Annotated in this window: 1 protein-coding gene; it reads left to right on the top strand. The window is 68.6% G+C overall.

Annotated elements, in window-relative coordinates:
- Window positions 1-101 precede the first annotated feature (101 nt).
- On the top strand, window positions 102-417 hold a 316-nt coding region (locus NE591_RS12765), incomplete at its 3' end, for a hypothetical protein (RefSeq protein WP_256156800.1).

The following is a 417-nucleotide window of genomic DNA, read 5'->3' as shown; positions in this document are numbered from 1 at the left end:
CTCGTTGTCGCGCTTGCCGCAGAAGGCCACATCCAGCGTGCCCCGATGCAGCTGCTCGGTGAGGTAGTTGAGATCGGAAGAGGCGCGTTAGGGGTTGTTCCATGAATCCGCAGAGTCCGGGAACGGGCGGCCAGAGGCCGTACGACAGCTGGGGGAGACCCCAGGGCGAGTCGCAGCAGGCCGGGCCGCAGCAGACCGGGCCGAAGCAACTCGGCCCCGAGTACGTCTACGAGATGCCCGAAGATTTCCAAGAGCAGCAGCGGAGCGCCCGGCGGGACAGCGCCGACGGGAATGCGAAGGGGCGCCCCCAGGGCGCGAAGCCAGCGCCGGACGCGCCGGGCGCCGGCTCCTGGTCGGTCGGACCTTCGGACAGCCCCATTCCCGGCATGTCGGCCAAGGATTTCCAGAAGATGTGCC

Source organism: Adlercreutzia sp. DFI.6.23 (assembly GCF_024462535.1).
Lineage (GTDB): Bacteria > Actinomycetota > Coriobacteriia > Coriobacteriales > Eggerthellaceae > Adlercreutzia > Adlercreutzia rubneri.
This window is presented reverse-complemented; position numbering and strand designations above follow the sequence as displayed.